17 protein-coding genes are annotated in these 16,703 nt (G+C 34.1%); 5 read left to right on the forward strand and 12 right to left on the reverse strand.

Annotated features, from left to right (window positions below; translation table 11 throughout):
• Positions 1-3 precede the first annotated feature (3 nt).
• The 5 genes from NG806_RS06210 to gyrA all read right to left on the reverse strand — a co-directional run bounded on the left by NG806_RS06210 (position 4) and on the right by gyrA (position 6,148).
• Complete coding sequence (locus NG806_RS06210; protein WP_261512382.1) at positions 4-453, reverse strand: SRPBCC family protein; 450 nt, start codon at positions 451-453, stop codon at positions 4-6.
• A gap of 13 nt (positions 454-466) precedes the next feature.
• A complete protein-coding gene (gene menA / locus NG806_RS06215; protein ID WP_261512384.1) occupies positions 467-1,396 on the reverse strand; it encodes a 1,4-dihydroxy-2-naphthoate octaprenyltransferase in 930 nt (309 codons plus the stop codon).
• Positions 1,397-1,486: 90 nt separating this feature from the next.
• The gene (locus NG806_RS06220; RefSeq protein ID WP_214824487.1) at positions 1,487-2,323 is read right to left on the reverse strand and encodes a 1,4-dihydroxy-2-naphthoyl-CoA synthase; all 837 of its coding nucleotides are present in this window, start codon (positions 2,321-2,323) and stop codon (positions 1,487-1,489) included.
• A gap of 174 nt (positions 2,324-2,497) precedes the next feature.
• On the reverse strand, positions 2,498-3,523 hold the full coding sequence (locus tag NG806_RS06225; RefSeq protein ID WP_214824484.1) for a tetratricopeptide repeat protein: 1,026 nt from the start codon (positions 3,521-3,523) through the stop codon (positions 2,498-2,500).
• A 24-nt stretch (positions 3,524-3,547) separates the two neighbouring features.
• Entirely contained in the window at positions 3,548-6,148 is a 2,601-nt protein-coding gene (gyrA, locus tag NG806_RS06230; RefSeq protein ID WP_214824481.1) for a DNA gyrase subunit A, read from the reverse strand.
• A 148-nt stretch (positions 6,149-6,296) separates the two neighbouring features.
• On the opposite strand from gyrA, the gene NG806_RS06235 reads away from it, so the two are divergent.
• Positions 6,297-6,611, forward strand: coding sequence for a DUF4286 family protein (locus NG806_RS06235; RefSeq protein WP_214824478.1), 315 nt, complete (start codon positions 6,297-6,299; stop codon positions 6,609-6,611).
• 297 nt (positions 6,612-6,908) lie between these two features.
• On the opposite strand, the gene NG806_RS06240 is transcribed toward NG806_RS06235, so the two are convergent.
• The 3 genes from NG806_RS06240 to NG806_RS06250 form a co-directional block, all read right to left on the reverse strand.
• Entirely contained in the window at positions 6,909-7,151 is a 243-nt protein-coding gene (locus NG806_RS06240) for a hypothetical protein (protein WP_214824474.1), read from the reverse strand.
• Positions 7,152-7,255: 104 nt separating this feature from the next.
• On the reverse strand, positions 7,256-7,756 hold the full coding sequence (locus tag NG806_RS06245; RefSeq protein ID WP_214824472.1) for a GNAT family N-acetyltransferase: 501 nt from the start codon (positions 7,754-7,756) through the stop codon (positions 7,256-7,258).
• A gap of 5 nt (positions 7,757-7,761) precedes the next feature.
• The gene (locus NG806_RS06250; RefSeq protein WP_214824470.1) at positions 7,762-8,274 is read right to left on the reverse strand and encodes a DUF421 domain-containing protein; all 513 of its coding nucleotides are present in this window, start codon (positions 8,272-8,274) and stop codon (positions 7,762-7,764) included.
• 144 nt (positions 8,275-8,418) lie between these two features.
• Here NG806_RS06250 and NG806_RS06255 point away from each other — a divergent pair, with 144 nt between their 5' ends.
• Positions 8,419-8,982 (forward strand): hypothetical protein, encoded by a 564-nt coding sequence (locus NG806_RS06255; protein ID WP_261512386.1) that lies wholly within the window; start codon positions 8,419-8,421, stop codon positions 8,980-8,982.
• Between the two features lie 31 nt (positions 8,983-9,013).
• Here NG806_RS06255 and NG806_RS23080 read toward each other — a convergent pair whose 3' ends face one another.
• The 3 genes from NG806_RS23080 to uvrA form a co-directional block, all read right to left on the reverse strand.
• Positions 9,014-9,148 carry a bacteriocin-like protein gene (locus NG806_RS23080; RefSeq protein ID WP_449243619.1) on the reverse strand — a complete coding sequence of 45 codons (135 nt, stop codon included), beginning with the start codon at positions 9,146-9,148 and terminating at the stop codon, positions 9,014-9,016.
• Positions 9,149-9,293: 145 nt separating this feature from the next.
• Entirely contained in the window at positions 9,294-9,689 is a 396-nt protein-coding gene (locus tag NG806_RS06260) for a TSCPD domain-containing protein (protein ID WP_261512387.1), read from the reverse strand.
• 285 nt (positions 9,690-9,974) lie between these two features.
• Positions 9,975-12,803, reverse strand: a complete 2,829-nt coding sequence (gene uvrA, locus NG806_RS06265; protein ID WP_214824463.1) for an excinuclease ABC subunit UvrA — start codon at positions 12,801-12,803, stop codon at positions 9,975-9,977.
• A 242-nt stretch (positions 12,804-13,045) separates the two neighbouring features.
• On the opposite strand from uvrA, the gene NG806_RS06270 reads away from it, so the two are divergent.
• From NG806_RS06270 to NG806_RS06280, 3 genes are all read left to right on the forward strand, one after another.
• Positions 13,046-13,621 carry a Crp/Fnr family transcriptional regulator gene (locus tag NG806_RS06270; RefSeq protein ID WP_261512388.1) on the forward strand — a complete coding sequence of 192 codons (576 nt, stop codon included), beginning with the start codon at positions 13,046-13,048 and terminating at the stop codon, positions 13,619-13,621.
• 116 nt (positions 13,622-13,737) lie between these two features.
• Complete coding sequence (locus NG806_RS06275; RefSeq protein WP_214824458.1) at positions 13,738-14,418, forward strand: type 1 glutamine amidotransferase domain-containing protein; 681 nt, start codon at positions 13,738-13,740, stop codon at positions 14,416-14,418.
• A 23-nt stretch (positions 14,419-14,441) separates the two neighbouring features.
• Entirely contained in the window at positions 14,442-14,741 is a 300-nt protein-coding gene (locus NG806_RS06280) for a putative quinol monooxygenase (RefSeq protein ID WP_261512390.1), read from the forward strand.
• Positions 14,742-14,798: 57 nt separating this feature from the next.
• Here the strand turns inward: NG806_RS06280 and NG806_RS06285 are convergent, their stop codons facing one another.
• Positions 14,799-16,682 carry a type VI secretion system baseplate subunit TssF gene (locus NG806_RS06285; RefSeq protein WP_214824443.1) on the reverse strand — a complete coding sequence of 628 codons (1,884 nt, stop codon included), beginning with the start codon at positions 16,680-16,682 and terminating at the stop codon, positions 14,799-14,801.
• Between the last annotated feature and the right edge of the window lie 21 nt (positions 16,683-16,703).

The raw sequence follows: 16,703 nt of genomic DNA on the forward strand, positions 1-16,703 counted from the left end.
ACCTTATTTCTGTGGAAACTTATCTTCGATCAATCTTAAATTAATTCCATGTTCCAGATACGCCTTACAGCCATCCAAGACAGTGGTAAAACCGCCAGTATTATCATTAACGGTTTTTAAAAGATCTTCTCCAGTCTGAGTGAATCCATAGCTTTTAATCACCACAAAGGTTCCTTTTTCCATTTCTTTGAATTCATAATCCACCTTACTTGCAGGATCACCCCACTCTGTTTTTATCAGATGATTATGAATTATTTCAAGAACGGTAACATTATTTTTCACCCCATACATTTCCCATTCCCAGGTAACCGTCTTACCTTTTTCTAACTTTCCAGTCGATTTTGTAAACCAAAACTGGGTCGTGATCTCAGGATTAACAAATGCTTCGAATACCTCTTGAATAGGCTTTCTGATAAGCATTTGAGCTTCAACGTAGATAGGAGAATTACTCATAATGAAATTTTATTTAGTTAAAGAAATTGAGTCCAATTGCTGTAAGAACAGCCATAGTAAAAGTAAGAATTCCGACCTGTTTCAAATACTGATCCAATTCTTTAGGTTCTTTTACAGACATTATTTTTCTTCTCAGCTTAGCAAATGGGATCAATAGGATCATCACAATGAAAACATAGTAATTTTTTGATTCTATAAAACCATTTATCCCTAAAAAGACAAGAATCAAAATAAGAGGAAGCTGCAACAGAATCATTTCATAGATCATTGCATTTTTAAAGCCTAATCTCAAAGCAAAACTGTGTTTGCCCGATAGTCTGTCACTTTCAATGTCTCTCATATTATTTAGGTTCAAAACAGCCATACTCATCAATCCAACTGCTGTTCCTGGCAATAAAATATCCCAGCTGAAAGTTTTAGTGAAAAGAAAATAACTCCCACAAACTGAAACCAAACCAAAAAAGATAAATACAAAAAGGTCTCCCAATCCCATATATCCATAAGGTTTTTTTCCAACTGTATATCCAATAGCTGCTAAAATACTTGCTACTCCTAATCCTATGAAAATGTAGAATTCATTCATATATTTAGGAATAAAAGCAACATACAATAAGACTACTGTAGCTATAAAAGATAGTATTGAAAGTAAGATCACAGCATTCTTCATTTGCTGAGCTGTAATTCTTCCTGAAGCTACGGCTCTTGATTCTGCCTCGTTAATTCTTTTAGCATCCGTTCCTTTTACTCCATCACCATAATCATTGGCATAGTTTGATAAAACCTGATACAGTAAAGTCACTAAAAGAGCCAGTGCAAAAATCTTCCAGTCCCAAGTTCCACCAGCACCATATAATTTCCACTTAGCGATGAAGCTCCCCATAATAATTCCGCTCAAAGAAAGCGGTAAAGTTCTTAGCCTTGCGGCTTTTATCCAGTCTTTCATTTTATATAAATGTTAGAAATCAGAAGTTAGAAGTTAGATTTTATAAACATTTTTCTTGTAATATCCGACATCTAACCTCTAATATCTTATTTAAGATATCCATTGATTTTCTCCGAAGTCCGGCTTTCTCTTTTCCAGGAATGCATTTCTACCTTCCTGAGCTTCTTCAGTCATATAGGCCAAACGAGTTGCTTCTCCTGCAAAAACCTGCTGCCCTACCATTCCGTCGTCAGTTAAGTTCATTGCAAATTTCAGCATTCTGATTGAAGTCGGAGATTTTGCTAAAATTTCCTGCGCCCATTCGTAAGCTGTATCTTCTAGTTCAGCGTGAGGAATTACAGCATTAACCATTCCCATTTCCAATGCTTCCTGAGCTGAATAGTTTCTTCCTAAAAAGAAGATTTCCCGAGCTTTTTTCTGACCCACCATTTTTGCTAAGTATGCAGAACCGTATCCACCATCAAAACTTGTAACATCAGCATCAGTCTGCTTAAAAATAGCATGTTCTTTACTTGCTAAAGTAAGATCGCAAACCACATGAAGTGAATGTCCACCACCTACCGCCCATCCTGGAACGACAGCAATAACCACCTTAGGCATAAAACGGATCAAACGCTGAACTTCTAAAATATTCAGACGATGTCTTCCATCCTCACCAACATATCCCTGATGTCCTCTTGCTTTTTGATCACCTCCACTGCAGAAAGCCCATCCGCCATCTTTAGGACTTGGACCTTCTCCGGAAAGTAAAACAACGCCTATAGAAGAGTCTTCATAAGCATCATAAAAAGCATCGTACAATTCTGAGGTAGTTTTAGGTCTGAAAGCATTACGAACTTCTGGTCTGTTAAAAGCAATTCTCGCAACACCATTACATTTTTTATAGGTAATATCTTCGTATTCTTTGACGGTTTTCCACTCAATCATTTTGTAAAAATTTTCCCAAAGATACGGAATTGCAAAGAATTTTAACGTTCAAAAATAAGGATTATCATGTAAAAAAATACTGGAATTTTATCTCTTAATTTCATATCAAAAAAATAAAAAACCGAAACAAAATTGTTTCGGTTTTTATTATCTATAAATTCTTTTAAAAGAATACTATTTAGGTTTTCCCTGAAGTTCAGCTTCTTTAGCTTTCATTTCAGCCATTTTAGCCTGATTTTTAGTAATGCTATAAATCTCTTTTAGCATTGTAACAGCATTTACGTCATTAGGAAGAGCTTTATACCAACTCTCTGCAAAAGGCAAAGCTTTGTTAAACCTTTCTTTTCTTGCTTCAATTAATTTAGTAGCATCATCCGGCTTAGTTTTCCTAAGTGTATTGATTTCACTTACCGCTTTTTCATCTTCTCCAATTACGGAATAAATTAAATTCTGATAAGCATTAGCAAAGTCAGGTTTCAATTCTATTGCTTTCTTAAAAGAAGCTTCAGCATCAGCTGCACTTGCAGGATTTTTAGACTGCATTACTCCTAAATTATACCAATTGGTAGCATCATTAGGATTTTTTGCTAATTGCTCTTTTAAAGTAGCAACAAATTTATCTGTATTTCCTGACTGATAGTAAGCAGTACTTTGGAAATCCTTCAACTTTGCATTATTAGGAAATTTAGCTAATCCTTTTTCAATAACTGCAACAGCTTCATCGTTCTTCTTAGCATTTAATAGCAAAGTAGATAAAGTTTCATACAAATCAGGTTCAACACTTGGTGTTTGCTCAGTTTTAAAGTCAGAATAATCTGCAGACTTTTTCAGCATATCCCAAGTTCCTTTATCATAAGTAGCAACCTGGCCTGTCTTTTTTTCCTTTGCAGTATAGTTAGTCTGAACTCCAGTATATCCTGAATTAATTAACTCAGTATATATTTTAATAGCTTCGTCTACGTTGTTAGCTAAAGCATAATTAAGACCTGCATAATACATATACACTTTATCATCCTGGCCACTGGTTTTCAACAAATTATATACTTCTAAAAACTTTGGAGCCGCAACAGCATAGTTTTTCGCATTATATGCATCCATAGCTGCTTTATTAGCTTCTTGTAGCTGAGCATTTGTATCCTTCTTCTGTCCGAAAACAAAAGCTGAAGAAATAATCGCTATACTTAAAATTAGCTTTTTCATAATCAGAATTTATTTTATTTACATTTATTCTTCAGAATCAGAATTTTCAGCGTCTTCTGCTGGTTTATCATTTTCTGAATTATTCTCTAATTGTGGTGTTACATTTGCTTCTGTACCGCTATCTTGCGTAGTTTCCGCTCCTTCTAAATTTTCCTCTAATTCTTCCTCTACATCTTTATCCATAGCTACTTTTGCAATTGCTGCAATTTCATCATTTTTCTTAAGATTGATCATTCTCACTCCCTGAGTATTTCTACCCATTACTCTCATTTCATCCATATTCATACGGATTGCAACACCAGATTTATTGATAATCATTAATCCATCTTCATCTGTTACGTTCTGAATTGCGATAAGATTTCCGGTTTTTTCAGTAATATTCAGCGTGATAACTCCTTTTCCACCTCTGTTGGTAATTCTATAATCTTCAACGGCAGTTCTCTTACCGTATCCTTTTTCAGAAACTACTAAAACGGTTTCATTTTCTACATCGTTCACAACAATCATACCAATTACCTCATCACTATCCTCCATAGTAATACCACGAACCCCAATAGAACCCCTTCCTACTTCTCTTACTTTTTCTTCTGGGAAACGGATACATTTACCATTTTTAGTAGCAATCATAATCTGTGAAGTACCATTCGTTAACCATGCGCCTAACAACTGGTCATTATCTCTGATCTCAATAGCATTGATACCATTTACTCTTGGTCTTGAATATGCTTCGAGAGACGTTTTTTTGATGGTACCATTTTTAGTAATCATCACAACGCTCATTTGATTTATATACTCAGTATCTTTAAGATCGTTAGTACGGATGTATGCTTTAATCTTATCATCCGGCTCAATATTGATCAAATTCTGAACTGCTCTGCCTTTTGCTGTTTTAGAACCTTCAGGAATTTCAAATACCCTTAACCAATAACATTTTCCTTTTTCCGTAAAGAATAACATATACTGGTGATTGGTTGCAGAAACAATATACTCTAAGAAATCTTCATCTCTTGTCGTAGCTGCTCTGTTTCCTACACCACCTCTACTTTGAATTTTATATTCCGAAAGAGAAGTTCTTTTGATATATCCAGCATGAGAAATAGTAAGAACCACAGCATCATTCGGAATAATATCTTCAATTGACATTTCTCCTCCTGAATAATCTATTTCAGTTCTTCTTTCGTCACCGTATTTCTCTTTTACTTCAAGTAATTCTTCTTTAATAATTTCGAATCTTCTGCTTTCGTTTGCTAAAATATCTTCTAAATTCTGAATTTCTTTCATGATAGCATCGTACTCATCGCGGATCTTATCAAGTTCCATTCCCGTTAAACGAGCCAAACGAAGATCAAGAATTGCCTGAGCCTGAATTTCAGAAAGATCAAACTCCTGAATTAAGCCTTCTTTAGCAGCTTGGGGATTTGCACTGTGACGGATAATTGAGATAGCTTTATCCAATGAATCCTGAGTTCCTATCACTTTCATGAAGCCCTCTAAGATATGTGCTCTTTCCTTAGCTTTCTTAAGCTCATACTGAGTTCTTCTGATAACCACCTCATGTCTGTGTTCTACAAAATGATGGATAATATCTTTTAAGTTCAACTGCTCAGGTCTACCATGTACCAAAGCAATATTATTAACACTAAAAGAGGTCTGAAGTGAAGTATATTTATATAATAAGTTCAATACTACATTAGGAATCGCATCATTCTTTAATTCATAAACGATACGAAGACCTTTTCTGTCGGATTCATCTCTTATCTCATAAATTCCGGGAATTTTCTCATCTTTAACCAGTTCAGCTGTTCTGGCGATCATTTCTGCTTTATTTACCTGATAAGGAATTTCAGTAACGATAATAGCATTTCTGTTTCCTATTTCTTCGAAATTAACTTTCGCTCTAAGAACAACCCTTCCTCTTCCTGTGTGGAACGCATCTCTCACCCCATCGTACCCATAAATAATCCCACCTGTTGGAAAATCAGGAGCAATGATATGCTGCATCAATTCATCAATGGTAATTTCCTTATTATCAATGTATGCCGTGATTGCATCTACAGCTTCCGATAAGTTATGCGGCGCCATATTCGTTGCCATCCCAACAGCGATACCAGAAGTTCCATTAACTAAAAGATTTGGAATTTTTGTAGGCATCACGGTAGGTTCCGTCATGCTATCATCAAAATTATTCTGAAAATCAACAGTTTCTTTGTCCAAGTCTGAAAGTATATCATCAGAAATTTTCTTTAGTCTGGCTTCAGTATAACGCATTGCCGCCGGTGGGTCACCATCCATAGATCCAAAGTTACCCTGACCATCAACCTGAGGATATCGTAAACTCCAAGGCTGTGCCATTCTAACCATTGCATCATATACAGAAGAGTCTCCATGTGGATGATATTTACCTAAAACATCTCCAACAATTCTCGCAGATTTTAAGTATTTTCTATTAGAAAAAACCCCCAATCCATACATACCATAAAGTACTCTTCTATGAACGGGTTTTAAGCCATCTCTTACGTCAGGTAACGCTCTTGAAACGATAACTGACATCGAATAATCGATATAAGATGACTTCATTTCATCAACAATGTTGATAGGAATTAGTCTTTCTCCTTCTTTTTGCATAAACAAATTTTATTATAATGACAGTCAGACTTTTAGCTGTGAGTCTGAAAATTATTTATTTTGGTTTTTTATTAACGGGCTAATTTACGAAATTTTTACCGATTTTTGTAGTAGAATTTATCCACAAAATCTTAAAAATTCTTAAAATATGAGCGTATTAAGTATAACTTTCCACTGCACGAAAAACAATCTGGAAGAATGGGAAAATTATATGGACGAGACATTGGTTTTAATGACTGAAAATCTGATGGATGTCAGCAAATATATTCTTTCCGAAGTAGACAGTGATTATATTGAGGATGGAAAAAACTACAACCTTCTTTTAATATTTGACAATGATGAATTGCGAACAGATTTTATTGAGAGTGAGCTCTTAAACATCTCTGAGAGAATAGAGAAACAATTTGGACAGGAAGTTATGATCTTCAACACTTTTTTAAATCCAAAGAAAACCAGACTTTAATAAAAAAGGCCCTGAAATTTCAGGGCCTTTCATTTTTTTGATTTTTAAATCAAAATAAGTTTCTTTTTATCTTGTTGGATGATGCGGTGGTTTTGGAGGCGCAGGAGGGTGAGGTAAACATGAAGCCAACACACCAACCAAAGCCAATACTCCGATAATTTTAGTTAAGGTTTTCATATTTTTATTCTTTATGATTCAAACTAATACAAACAATCCGAGTGCCAAAAAGTTAAATTAAAATATAGCTTTTAACTGCCAACGAAAAAAGCCCCGTAAAATCAGGGCTATTATAAGATATTAATCTCTGTGATGTTTTTTATGTCCTCTATGTTTGTTATGACCTCTATCATCATATTCATAGTAGTATACCCTCTTCTTAACCTGGCCTGGCGCATAATATCTGGCACTTCCGCCATACACCTTTTTTGCCTGCCCTGGTGGCAATCCTCTCCTACCATGATAGTGTTGCTCCTGCACGGTACAGCTAGACAGCATAAAACCCAGAGAAACCACTCCCACTACTTTTATTAAACCTTTCATATTTTCATTGTTTCAAATTTCGTATGAAAATAAACAAGGTTGATGCCAAAGATCGAATTCACATAGCAGAGATAAGATATTAAGAGAATATTAATATCTTAATTTTAGTCAAAACCTACTGTCTCGCTTCTTTTTTCAAGCATAACAAGATCTTTCCATTCTCCATTTAGTTTTCCAACTTTTTTACGAATTCCTACTGTTCTGAATCCATTTTTCTGATGGAATTTTATGGATGCTTCATTTTCAGGAAATATATTAGACTGTAAGGTCCAGAAACCATGGCTTTCGCTGTCTAAAATCATCTTTTTAAGTAATACTGACCCTAAACCCTTTCCCTGGTAATTAACGTCAAAATAAATGCTTACTTCTGCAACTCCTTTAAAACATTCTCTTTTACTTACTGGTTTTAAGGCTGCCCAACCAACTACCTCATTATTTTCATTTTCCAAAATCCATCTGCAGTCGTTAAAAAATTCTGTGTTCCAAACTTCTCTATTGGGAGCCTCGGTTTCAAAAGTAGCAATTCCGCCATCTATTCCTTGCTGAAATATTTCTAAAACACGTACTTCGTCACTGGGAAGCATTTCTCTGATTTCGTAGTTCATTTTATTTAAAGATATTTTCTTTTATTTTTTCGTTTTATTCTTGAATAATGAGTTTGTTTTGTTTGACCATCTTCTGAGACAACACTTATATTTCCATCAACTTCAAGAACGGATAGCTTTACATTTTCTATCTTTTCCACACCATGCTCTCTTATTGCCTCTTCTAATTCTCCCTTAGTAATTTTCACTTTATCAAGCGCTTTTTGATCTACTTCACCATCCCTTATTAAAATCACCGGATCTTCCTCCATAAAAGTTTCGAAGGACGGGTTTGCAAACATTAATCTTTTTAAGATAAAATTAGCTGCGAAAAGCACAAGTGCAGCGATAAGCCCTCCCTGGAGAGATGTATCAGGTCCCACCATGGCATTTTGTACTGCATTGGAAATAAGAAGTAATAACACAACATCTCCTGCATTAAGCTGAGAAAGTTGATTTTTACCAAATAAACGGATTGCAATTACCATGAAAAGGTAAACGCAAAGGGAACGAACAACAACATTAAGAATAGGATCCACAGATATTTTTTATCTATTCAAATGTAGTAAAGAAATCTTAAAATATCGAAGTAAATTTTCAATCATCTTCTTTTTGACCATCTATAAATTGGTACAAACTTTGATACTCAATTTCAGGACCTTATATCCTTAAAAAACACAATAATGAAAGCGCTATTCTTCTATCTAAGTATTTTCTTAGTATTACTCAGCTGTAAAAATCATCAGGATTATAAAAAAGAATCTGCAGAACCCGAAATCAGAGAAAAAGTAAATAAACTATACACTTTGTATAGTCGTTCTAATGAAACCCTTTATGATCGCCCGCTTCAAAAGGATCTATTTTCTTCTGATCTGGAAGATGTAATAAAAAAAGCAATTAGTGTTTCAAAAGCAGATATTGAAAAAGTAAAAAGCAGTGCTCATCCAACGGATAAGCCTTTAATATTAGAAGGGGAAGTTTTCTCAAGTTTATATGAAGGATATACGACTTACAAAATAAAATCGGTTGATATCATTGCTAATAGAGCAAATGTTTCTGTTGATTTTGAGTATGATAAGGTATCCCCTCAAATTATATGGACTGATACTATACATTTAATTAATACAGATGACAAGCATTGGAAAATTGACAATATAACATTTAATAATTCTATCAGTACCGCTACAGATCTTAAAAATAGTTTGGAGGGATTTATTTCTTATGCTGAAGAAGATTTAGAACAATAAAAAAGCTGCTATTTCTAGCAGCTTAAGTTTTTTAAGGACACTGAGCGATTGGAACTTCGCTACAAACTGTCTTATTTAATCTTTCACAGTATACACAGTATTTTTTAGGCTCTCCTCCATACACTGATTTTAATTCTTGCTTGTTAAGTTTCTTTAAATTTTTCATATTGTTTTAATTTAATAGTTGGCTAAATTTAAAACGAAAAACCAATTAGTTTATTACAAATTTTTGTGGAAAATTTTCACTATTCGCATCTTAAAAACAAAAATTATAGAGAATTTGCCAAATCTATATAAATGTTTTATGAATTTTACCTATTATCTATCTCAACCGTTACTGGCATCACATAGGTATAAGCCATCATATTTTCATTAAAATTTTTGCGATTTATTTTAAGGTTAGTTAAAACATTTTCAATTTCTTTACTTACATTTTTGCAATCACCTGTAGAGTGAACGTTCACGATCTTTCCATTTTCTGTAATATCGAATTTTACCTCTGAATTTACAACTCCTTGTTTATATTCGTAATTCGTAAAATCGAAGTTATCTAATAATTCATTTCTTATGTCACTGAACGTATCATTCTTATTCAATTGAATCTCCTGAATTACATTAGTATTGTTAGTCTGTGCTTTAAAAGTATTCATTGAAACAAATCCCAAAACGAAAAGTGAAGCTATAAATATTTGAATTTTATTTTTCATAACTGTATGGTTTTAAATATTATAATTACATTAGTTTGTATTTCTTACCCGAAGTTATTAAAAATAATTCATATTAAATTCACATCTAGTTAACATTGAGTTAATATTAGAACACAAATAACTGATATACAGTATATTAAATTTTTAAAATAATTGAAAAATTAATATTGAACTTCAAATTAGATTATAAAAAAAGACCAAACTTTATCGGTTCAGCCTTTTTTAGTCATTATTGTAATACTTTTAAATCACACATTTAACTTTTTTCAATACGAAGTATAGGTATTAGAATTCTTTCTTCAAAAACTTCCCTGTCAAACTTTTCTTAGACTTGATAATTTCCTCGGGAGTTCCCTGAGCAACAATTTGTCCACCATGTTTCCCTCCTTCCGGACCAACATCAATAATATGATCAGCCAGTTTAATCACATCCATATTATGTTCAATAATAATAAACGAATTTCCAAGCTCAACCAGTTGGTTGATCGCATCCATTAATATTTTAACGTCTTCAAAATGTAATCCCGTTGTAGGTTCATCCAGAATGTAAAGTGTATTTCCTGTTTGTCTCTTCGCCAGTTCTGTGGCAAGTTTAATACGCTGAGCCTCTCCTCCGGAAAGGGTTGTTGACTGTTGCCCCATTGTGATATAGCCCAAACCAACATCTTGCAGTGTTTTAACTCTGCTAAAAATTTTAGGAATTGGCTGGAAGAAATCTACTGCTTCATCAATTGTCATATCCAATACATCAGAAATAGATTTTCCTTTATAACGAACTTCAAGGGTTTCCCTGTTGAAGCGTTTTCCGTTGCAGGTTTCACAATGAACATAAACATCCGGTAAGAAGTTCATCTCAATTACCTTCAGTCCACCACCTTGACAGGTTTCACATCTTCCACCTTTTACATTAAAAGAAAATCTCCCTGGCTTATAACCACGAATTTTACTTTCCGGTAATTCAGCGAAAAGATTTCTGATATCAGTGAACATTCCCGTATAGGTTGCAGGATTTGATCGAGGTGTTCTTCCGATCGGAGCTTGGTCTACATCTACTATTTTGTCGATATTTTCCAGACCCTCAATTTTTTTATATGGTAAAGGCTCCTGAACTGCTCTGTAAAAATGTTTGTTAAGGATTGGATATAAGGTACCATTAATCAAGGAAGATTTTCCACTTCCTGAAATTCCTGTTACAACCACTAATTTCCCTAAAGGAATATCAAGAGTTACATTTTTAAGGTTATTTCCAGTAGCCCCTTTTAATAAAATATTTTTTCCGTTTCCTACTCTCCTTTGTTCTGGAATTTCAATTTTTCTTTTTCCATTGATATAATCAGCTGTTATAGTATCAGCCTTCAACAGGTCTTTCGGTTTTCCCTGCCAAAGAATTTCACCTCCAAATTTTCCAGCTCTTGGCCCGATATCCAATACCTCATCAGCTTCAAGGATCATATCTTTGTCATGCTCTACAACCAAAACAGAATTACCAATATCTCTAAGATTCTTTAATGATTTGATAAGTCTTTCATTGTCTCTCTGATGGAGACCGATACTTGGTTCATCCAGAATATACAAGACATTAACCAGTTGCGAACCAATTTGTGTTGCCAGGCGGATCCTTTGAGATTCACCTCCAGAAAGCGTTTTGGAACTCCTGCTTAAACTTAAATAATCTAATCCTACATCCAGCAAGAACTGAAGTCTGGTTTCAATTTCCTTTAAAATTTCGTACGCAATAATTTTATTTTTTTCTGAGAATTTGTCTTTAATATCATGCAGCCAGTCTTTCAAATCCGATAAACTTAAACCATTGACCTCAGCAATATTTTTTCCATCAATTTTAAAACTTAAACTTGAAGGCTGTAAACGGGTTCCGTTACATTCAGGACAAGTCTCTTCAGTAGTAAAATGTCTTTCCAGCAAAACACCTTCATAAGATTCTTTCTCATCAATAATTTCTTCCATAAAAGGAATTAACCCATCAAAATTGATTTTTATTTTCTTGGTAATTCCTGCATATTTAAGGTCTTTATTAAATTCTTTATGACAGCCGTGATAAATATATTCCAACGCCTCTTCAGGAATATCCTTCATTGCAGTCGTTAAACCCAAACCGAAGATCTCAAGAATATTCTTGATCTGTGCTAAAATCCATTTATTAGATTTAATATCTTCTAAAGGCAATAAAGCTCCCTGATTGATCGACAACTTTGGATTATCAACAAAATAGTCTGTATTGATCTTTTTAATAGTTCCCAATCCTTTGCAATCCGGACAGCTTCCTTTAGGGGAATTGAATGAAAAGGTATTAGGTTCCGGTAATGCTAATGAATGTCCTGTTTCCGCATCCATTAGATTCTTTGAGAAATATTCAATATCCGTACTTCCCAGTTTTTGAATTCCAATAATTCCTTCCCCCATCTCCATCGCTGTTCTCAGGGATTTCTCCATTCTGGTTTCGGAGGCACTTTCACCAATAATCCAGCGGTCAATAACGATATCGATATCATGGGTTTTATAACGGTCGAGCTTTAGATCATATTCGATATCCTGCAGCTCACCATCAATTCTTGCCTGTCCATAGCCTTTTTTTGCCATCTGTACGAAAAGCTCATGGTAATGTCCTTTTCTCGAGCGAACAACAGGAGCCATCAGCATGATCTTTTCACCTTTATAATTTTCCTTAATTGTATCAAGGATCTGATCTTCCGTATAGCTTACCAATCTTTTTCCACTAGCCATTGAATAAGCATCCGACACCCTTGCATACAGTAAACGCAGATAATCATAAAGCTCAGTAACTGTTCCTACAGTGGAACGTGGATTTTTATTAGTGGTCTTCTGCTCTATTGCAATTACAGGAGAAAGCCCTTCGATCTTATCGACATCAGGACGCTCCAAACCTCCTAAAAATTGACGCGCATATGCTGAAAATGTTTCAATATAACGACGCTGACCTTCTGCGAAAATAGTATCAAAAGCTAATGATGATTTTCCACTGCCGGAAAGCCCGGTAATTACTACCAATTCATTGCGTGGAATTTTTACGTTTATATTTTTTAAATTATGCTCTCGAGCACCGTAAATTTCTATATATTCTGTTGATTTACTCATAATTCAGTGTGATCCTACCTGAAAATCACGCTGTGCAAAATTACGGAATTTTATGGAATTTTTTGTGTTAAAAAGTGTTAGTTTATTCGCAGTAAATGAATCAAAAGTTTTTATTTTAATTTAAATTTTAAATGAGATAACGGTTATATGAAATTACATTGATCGGGAAAATATATTAAAGCTGTCCTACCCGCTTTACTTAATCAATTTTATTTAAATTTACATTTCATTAATTCACCACTATGAACAGATTACGCGAGCATATTGAAGAAGTAATTCCTCTTACAGATGAGGAATTTGATCGTATTCAAACCTTCTTTACGTTGAAAAATGTTCGTAAAAATCAATTTTTGGTTAATGAAGCTGACGAAGTGAAGTTTGAATTTTTAGCTTTGAATGGTATCTATAAAGTATTTTACATTGATGAAAACGGTAAGGAGCATATCCTGCAATTTGCTAAAAAAAATTGGTGGATGACAGATTACGTAGGATTTTTCAAACAAAAAAATGCTACTATGTTCGTAGAATGCCTGAAAGATGGCCAGGTTTTATGTCTCACTCTAGAAGGAAGAGAAAAACTTGCTTTAGAATTTCACAAAATGGAACATTTCTTTAGGGTAAAATTAACAAACGGCTACATCGCTCTGCAACAAAGAATAACCCTTCTATTATCAAGTACTCCTCAACAGCGATATGAAGAGTTCTCAAAATTATATCCCGATCTCATCCTTGAAATTCCAAAAAAATATGTAGCAGAATATTTGGGTGTAAGCAGGGAAACATTGAGTAGATTATATGTGAACAGTAATAAAATGTAAGTGTGATTTCAATCACACTTTTTTTGTGACTTTATTCCTTCATTTTCGGATAAGTTCCGTGGTAATTTTACATCAGAAAAAAATAACAATATTATTAATCTGAAAAATTTTAAGTCATGAAACAAAAAGTATTAATCATTGTATCCAATGCAAACTCAATCGGACCTAACAATAGAAGAACAGGTACATTCCTACCTGAAGTAGCCCATCCTTATGCAGAATTTAAAAAAGCAGATTATCAAATTGATTTTGCGAGCTTAACAGGAGACTCTCCTTATCTTGATGCTTTAAATTTAGCGGATGATCCTGATAATTTAGCCTTCCTAACGGGTAAAGGCTGGGAAGATATGCATAATGCGGTAAAATTATCAACCGTAGATGTAAATACCTATGATGCAATTTTTATTCCTGGAGGTCTTGCTCCTATGGTAGATATGCCCGAAGCTCCAGAACTTAAAAGAATTATTGCCGAAACTTACGAGCGTAACGCAGTAGTTGGAGCAGTATGTCATGGTCCGGTATCTTTACTGAATGTAAAATTAAGCGATGGATCTTATCTGATCAATGGTAAAAATATTGCTTCTTTCACAACAGAAGAAGAGGATAATTATGCAAGAGCTGAGGTTCCTTTTGATCTGCAAACTGCATTAACTGAACAGGGCGCAATTTTTCACGCTGCAGAACCCTGGTCTGCGAATAGCATTGCTGATGGAAATATTGTAACCGGACAGAACCCAGCTTCTGCAAAAGGTGTTGGTGAAAAAATAGTTGCAATTTTAGAATCAAAAAAGAAATAACCTTTAACATTAAATTCAAGAAAATGAGTCAAAAAGCTGTTTATATATACGCCAAATGGCAAGTAAAAGAAGGGAAACTAGACACCGTATTGTATCTCATGAAAGAAGTCGCTGAGAAAAGCTCTAAGGAAGAAGGAAATTTGTTCTATAATCTTCATCAAAGTCAACAAGATGAAAATACATTAATCTTATTTGAAGGTTATACAGATAAAGATGCTGTAGAAATACATCGTAATTCTGAATATTTCAAAAATTTAGTTCTGGAAAAAATCGTTCCATTGCTGGAAAGTAGAGAAGTAATTGTTATGGATAAAATTTTATAGCAATCTTTTCTAAAAACAAAAATTCCGGAAACTATTGGTAGTCCGGAATTTTTAATTTTAATTTTCAAAGAAATCAACATCTTCATTACTTATTTTCACGAGATATTCTATTCCGTCTATTGCTTTTGAGATAATCTGGTTTCGAAGCATATTTGACATATTTTCCCAATAGGCTCTTCCATAAAAAGAGTAGTTCTGGGGAATAATTTCAATCTCAACAGTACGTACAAAACCTTCTTTTGGTTTATTACTGATCATGGTACCTCTTTTTACCCTTACTTCCTTTACCTCATCTTTTAAAATCATCCTGCAATAGTTCTTGACATCTTCCAGGGATATAATTTTATCTCTAGTTGTCAGAGCATATTTATAAGCTTGAATGCTGTCTGTCCCTTTCTGCTCTTCAGCCCCACCAATAGTTTCAGTAAGAAGCACTAAAGACTGTGATTTCAACTGATTTGAAAGCTCTGTTCCAGGACGCATATGATTAGCAAGAGTACAATGTGTGATCCAGAAAGAAGCATACGTATGGTCTGTCTTTTCAACAGGCTCCATTATCACATAATTAAGTTCTTGTTTGATACTTCTTTTGGCATTATTTACTTTTTGTACCATAGACTTCATTTTGTCTGACATTTCACTCAATACTCCTTTTACATTATCCCTGTTTAATAAAGAAAATGCTGCAATTTCATCTCTTGTCAGTTCTAGAACATTAGCAATCATATCAACTGCATTTCTATTGGTAAAACGTTCCATTCCTCCTTTTCTGACTGTATAAAGACCTTTCTTTAAATCATCAGCTGGTGTAAAAGGAATTTCCGTATATCTTCTACCTTCTCCATCCTGAACTTCGTCTACATATAAAAAATGCTCCCCTTCGTCGGTTACCAGCGGAATATTATTTCCCATAATATCCAAACTATATTCAGTTTTTTTCCACCCTCTGTTATAAATTGGAAAAGCATTAAATACGAATGAAAAATTATCTAAAATTTCAGCAGAAAACTGTGGTGGAAACTCAAAGGTCAGCCATAAATAACGCTTTCCTTCAAGGTATTTTTCAATTTCCTCTCTACCTTCAAGAAAGTCCAGATTCTCAGGGAGTTTTCCGGGTTCCGAAAACAAACTATCTGATAAGCCTGTTATTTCGATAAATTTATGATGATAAATACTTTTAATATCTTCTATCGTTTTTGTTTTGATAGATTGCTCACGGAACATTTGTTCATACCCTTCTGCCTGAGTATTTTTCAAATAGGATAATCCTTCTCTTATAAACAAAGGATTTCCATCACTTGTAACCGTTATGTAAGGTAAAAGTTTATATACAAAATCAAGATGTTCAAAAGCCGGGTTTGAACAAAATATACTAAGGTATTTAGGAAAGTTCTCACTTACATATTTAGAGACATTTACACCAATAGTAACCTTGCGATAATCTTCCGGTTTACCTTGGAATCTAGCAATAGGAATCTTGTTCAATCTTTCATCAATACTGTAGCAGGTATTCCCTACAAACATGATTGAGGTCTGTACTTTATTGATCCTTACATTTCCAATCGGAGTGAAAGGAATATTAACCTGTTTATCTGATTCTGATTTTACAGTGGAAGTCATCTGCTTTCTGAAGAAAAACTCTGTATGTTCCAGCAATACTTCAGAAGATTCTGAAGGCTGGGTAAATGCGATAGAATGAGAAGGAATAGGGTGAGTATAAATAGATGGCGTAAGTAATTTTGCCAGCTTTTCTAATATGCGGGCATTTACGGTCTGTATCTCATTATTCGCTTTGAAAATCTCAGTACTGAATGCATCTATCAATAATTTCACAAATGGATCCAAAGATTGTGGGCTCTTTAATCCCCAGACTTTAGTTGCATTTTGAAGCATTCTTGCTTTTACGGATTCTTTAGAATATATATTCTGATCTAAATTCATAAATTTTAATTACAATAAATA

Source organism: Chryseobacterium paludis, assembly GCF_025403485.1.
Lineage (GTDB): Bacteria > Bacteroidota > Bacteroidia > Flavobacteriales > Weeksellaceae > Chryseobacterium > Chryseobacterium paludis.

Excerpts from the sequence above, each read along its gene's own strand:
- NG806_RS06220 (WP_214824487.1), bottom strand. The coding sequence starts at position 2,323 with ATGATTGAGTGGAAAACCGTCAAAGAATACGAAGATATTACCTATAAA.
- NG806_RS06285 (WP_214824443.1), bottom strand. The coding sequence starts at position 16,682 with ATGAATTTAGATCAGAATATATATTCTAAAGAATCCGTAAAAGCAAGA.
- NG806_RS06280 (WP_261512390.1), top strand. The coding sequence starts at position 14,442 with ATGAGTCAAAAAGCTGTTTATATATACGCCAAATGGCAAGTAAAAGAA.
- NG806_RS06260 (WP_261512387.1), bottom strand. The coding sequence starts at position 9,689 with ATGAAAAATAAAATTCAAATATTTATAGCTTCACTTTTCGTTTTGGGA.
- uvrA (WP_214824463.1), bottom strand. The coding sequence starts at position 12,803 with ATGAGTAAATCAACAGAATATATAGAAATTTACGGTGCTCGAGAGCAT.
- NG806_RS23080 (WP_449243619.1), bottom strand. The coding sequence starts at position 9,148 with ATGAAAAATTTAAAGAAACTTAACAAGCAAGAATTAAAATCAGTGTAT.
- NG806_RS06245 (WP_214824472.1), bottom strand. The coding sequence starts at position 7,756 with ATGAACTACGAAATCAGAGAAATGCTTCCCAGTGACGAAGTACGTGTT.
- NG806_RS06255 (WP_261512386.1), top strand. The coding sequence starts at position 8,419 with ATGAAAGCGCTATTCTTCTATCTAAGTATTTTCTTAGTATTACTCAGC.
- NG806_RS06270 (WP_261512388.1), top strand. The coding sequence starts at position 13,046 with ATGAACAGATTACGCGAGCATATTGAAGAAGTAATTCCTCTTACAGAT.
- NG806_RS06240 (WP_214824474.1), bottom strand. The coding sequence starts at position 7,151 with ATGAAAGGTTTAATAAAAGTAGTGGGAGTGGTTTCTCTGGGTTTTATG.
- gyrA (WP_214824481.1), bottom strand. The coding sequence starts at position 6,148 with ATGCAAAAAGAAGGAGAAAGACTAATTCCTATCAACATTGTTGATGAA.
- menA (WP_261512384.1), bottom strand. The coding sequence starts at position 1,396 with ATGAAAGACTGGATAAAAGCCGCAAGGCTAAGAACTTTACCGCTTTCT.
- NG806_RS06225 (WP_214824484.1), bottom strand. The coding sequence starts at position 3,523 with ATGAAAAAGCTAATTTTAAGTATAGCGATTATTTCTTCAGCTTTTGTT.
- NG806_RS06235 (WP_214824478.1), top strand. The coding sequence starts at position 6,297 with ATGAGCGTATTAAGTATAACTTTCCACTGCACGAAAAACAATCTGGAA.
- NG806_RS06275 (WP_214824458.1), top strand. The coding sequence starts at position 13,738 with ATGAAACAAAAAGTATTAATCATTGTATCCAATGCAAACTCAATCGGA.
- NG806_RS06210 (WP_261512382.1), bottom strand. The coding sequence starts at position 453 with ATGAGTAATTCTCCTATCTACGTTGAAGCTCAAATGCTTATCAGAAAG.